The organism is Pseudoalteromonas prydzensis (assembly GCF_011050055.1).
Classification (GTDB): Bacteria; Pseudomonadota; Gammaproteobacteria; order Enterobacterales; family Alteromonadaceae; genus Pseudoalteromonas; species Pseudoalteromonas prydzensis_A.
The window spans coordinates 1-3,652 of the sequence record NZ_DRGM01000141.1 but is presented as its reverse complement, the minus strand read 5'-3'; the positions used below and the strand labels follow the sequence as shown (position 1 = coordinate 3,652).

The 3,652-nt window shown below is 41.0% G+C and carries 3 protein-coding genes; all 3 read left to right on the top strand.

From position 1 onward, the window contains the following. The first annotated feature begins 297 nt into the window (after positions 1-297). A complete protein-coding gene (locus tag ENH88_RS13425; RefSeq protein WP_304182822.1) occupies positions 298-1,011 on the top strand; it encodes an RluA family pseudouridine synthase in 714 nt (237 codons plus the stop codon). A gap of 135 nt (positions 1,012-1,146) precedes the next feature. Continuing rightward, positions 1,147-3,060, top strand: a complete 1,914-nt coding sequence (htpG, locus tag ENH88_RS13420; protein WP_304182820.1) for a molecular chaperone HtpG — start codon at positions 1,147-1,149, stop codon at positions 3,058-3,060. A 178-nt stretch (positions 3,061-3,238) separates the two neighbouring features. Then, a partial coding sequence (locus tag ENH88_RS13415; protein ID WP_304182819.1) for a nucleoside monophosphate kinase occupies positions 3,239-3,652 on the top strand: 414 nt, incomplete at its 3' end.

The following is a 3,652-nucleotide window of genomic DNA, read 5'->3' as shown; positions in this document are numbered from 1 at the left end:
TGACGACATTGTGGAGCAAGTAAGTAGAGCGTGGAATGTGTTTCGTTCAAATATTACTAACGTTAAGCATATGTGCTTTAGAGCATGGACAAATTTGATCACTTAATAAATAGTATTGGTATGACCACCGTAGCGTGGGTTGATGGGTATCACGAAACCCACGACTAAGCCTGAGCTTTTTCTTTCACATATTTAAATAAGCTTTAAAATAGTGCAATAATACCAATCGACTTAAATATTTAGCCATTCTAGCGTTAATTATTTTGGTTTGTGTACCAAACCACGGTAAGGAATTAAATGTCTGATTGTAGCCTGAACCCTAATGTGATTGTTGATGACTTTATTGCATCGGTTTGTCATGAGCATGTGGAAATCTTATATCAAGACGATGATATTTTATTGATCAATAAACCCAGTGGGTTACTGAGTTTGTCTGGTAAAAATCCGGCTAACTGGGATTCGGTGCATTATCGTTTAGTGCATGGTCAGCGTGGTATCACAGCCGCATTTGAGAGCGCTAAATTGCCGCATCGGTTAGATTATGGTACCTCAGGTATTATGATTGTAGGCCTTAACCCTGAATCAACTAAGCACCTTAATAAGCAGTTTCAAGCAGGAACAATAAAAAAACATTATATAGCCATGTTGGATGGCTGGTTATTCAATGACGCAGGCCAAATAAACGCTGCAATAGCCAAAGATAAGTTACTCTTTCCATTAGTTAAAATTTGCAATACGACGGGTAAATCAGCCGTCAGTGACTACACAGTATTACAGCGCTTAACATCACCGCCACGTACTTTAGTGCAATTTACCCCTGTAACGGGACGTACTCATCAATTACGTATTCACAGTCATAGCATTGGGCACCCAATTGTTGGCTGTGATCTGTATAAAAACCAACATAGCCAACAACTAGCTGAACGGTTGCAATTACATGCCAGCGATCTGTTTTTTGTACACCCTCGAAGCTCCAAGCAAACGCACTTCCATTGCCCACAGCCATTTTGATTGCAAGGATAAACAACTTAACTTCCGTGTTTCTCCTGCTATAGCTTACTTTTTTACTCTTTTGACTTGAAGTTAACGAACCGCGCCCCATATTAAGTGCATAACGCAGACACTTTACAAATTGGAGATATATAAATGACTGCAGCACAAAAAGAAACATTAGGCTTTCAAACAGAAGTTAAACAACTATTAAACTTAATGATTCACTCACTTTATTCTAATAAAGAAATTTTCTTACGTGAGCTTGTGTCAAATGCCTCAGACGCGGCTGATAAATTACGTTTTTTAGCACTTTCAAATGGTGAGCTATACCAAGGTGACGCAGACTTACATGTGCGTATTAGTGCCGATAAAGAAAAAAATACCGTGACTATTTCTGATAACGGTATTGGTATGACTCGTGATGAAGTGATCAGCTCGTTAGGGACGATTGCTAAATCAGGTACAGCTGAGTTTTTCAAAAACTTAACTGGCGACCAAAGCAAAGATTCGCAACTGATTGGTCAATTTGGGGTTGGTTTTTATTCTGCATTTATCGTTGCAGATCTTGTGACAGTTCGTACCCGTAAAGCCGGTGAAGAAAAAGGCGTTGAGTGGCAATCACAAGGTGAAGGCGAATACACGTTAGAAGAAATTGAAAAAGCAGGCCGTGGTACTGAAATCACTTTACACCTGCGTGAAGATGAAAAAGAATTTGCTGATGAATGGCGCCTACGTAGTATTGTAACTAAGTACTCGGATCATATTTCTACACCAGTGCAAATGTACAAAGCCGAAGTGCCTGAGTCAGAAGGTGAAGATGGCGAGAAAATTCCAGCAGTCCCTGGTGAGTGGGAAAGCATTAACCGCGCCACGGCAATGTGGACGCGTGATAAATCAGAGCTATCTGAAGACGAATACAAAGAGTTTTATAAGCATGTAAGCCATGATTGGGAAGATCCACTTAGCTGGGCTCACAACAAAGTTGAAGGTAAAACAGAATACACCAGCTTACTGTACATTCCTAAAAAAGCACCATTTGATTTATGGAATCGTGATCGTCAAAGTGGCTTAAAACTGTATGTACAACGCGTATTTGTAATGGATGATGCTGAGCAATTTATGCCTAGCTACTTACGCTTTGTGAAAGGTTTACTTGATTCAAACGATTTACCGCTAAACGTATCGCGTGAAATCCTCCAAGATAACAAAGTAACGCAAGCAATCCGTAAGGGTTGTACGTCACGTACCTTAAAACTGCTTGAGCGTATGGCGAAAAATAAAGCCGACGATTATCAAGTATTTTGGAACGAGTTTGGTCAAGTGATCAAAGAAGGTCCAGCGGAAGATACAGCGAACAAAGAGGCGATTGCTAAGTTACTGCGTTTCTCTTCAACACACACTGATGAAGAGGCACAAAACGTTGCATTAGAGCAATACGTTGAGCGTATGAACGAAGGGCAAGACGCGATTTACTACGTTGTTGCTGATTCATTCACAGCAGCGAAAAGCTCTCCACACTTAGAGATCTTCCGTAAGAAGGGTATCGAAGTGCTGTTAATGAGTGACCGTGTTGATGAGTGGATGATGAGCCACTTAACCGAGTTTGCTGAAAAACCATTTAAGTCGATTACCCGTGGTGATCTAGACTTAGGTAACTTAGACGATGAAGAGACCAAAAAAGCGCAAGAAGAGTCTGAAAAAGAAGTGGCAGGCTTAGTTGAGCGTATCAAAACGGCACTCGGTGACAGCGTTAAAGACGTGCGCTTTACGCATCGTTTGACTGATTCACCAGCTTGTGTGGTTAGCGATGACAACGACATGAGCTCACAAATGCAAAAGCTAATGGAATCAGTGGGTCAAGCTGCTCCTGAAGCAAAACCAATTTTTGAGCTAAACCCAGAGCACCAACTTGTTAAGCATTTAAATGTTGAACAAGACGAAGATAAATTTGCTCAGTGGTCACATGTACTGCTTGATCAAGCCTTGCTCGCAGAGCGTGGCACACTAAAAGACCCCGCAGGTTTTGTGACTCGTTTAAATAAATTAATGCTAGATTTGAGCAAGTAATTGCCCAAAACGTAACATTTTAATAAAAAGGGGACCTTGGTTCCCTTTTTTATGATTGAGACTAATCAATTGGTATAAGTTGCTTGAGTATCGCAGGCGCTTATGGAAGAATTCAGGCTTTATAATAAATCATACTGATACGCTTTTTGTAAAATCAGTATCAAACGAGGACAATGATATGCGCATTATTCTTTTGGGCGCGCCGGGTGCAGGTAAAGGCACTCAAGCTCAGTTTTTGATGGACAAGTACGGTATTCCACAGATCTCTACCGGTGATATGTTACGTGCTGCAATTAAAGAAGGCACACCACTGGGTCTTGAAGCGAAAAAAGTAATGGATGCGGGTCAGCTAATTTCTGATGACATCATCATTGGTCTTGTTAAAGAGCGTATTACTAAAGCTGATTGTGAGAAAGGTTTTTTACTCGATGGTTTCCCACGTACCATTCCACAAGCAGATGCAATGAAAGAAAACGGCGTTGTGGTTGACCACGTAATTGAATTTGATGTAGCCGATGAGATCATTGTTGATCGCATGGGTGGACGTCGTGTTCATCCAGGCTCTGGCCGTGTATACCATGTTGTATATAAC

Excerpts from the sequence above, each read along its gene's own strand:
- ENH88_RS13425 (WP_304182822.1), top strand. The coding sequence starts at position 298 with ATGTCTGATTGTAGCCTGAACCCTAATGTGATTGTTGATGACTTTATT.
- htpG (WP_304182820.1), top strand. The coding sequence starts at position 1,147 with ATGACTGCAGCACAAAAAGAAACATTAGGCTTTCAAACAGAAGTTAAA.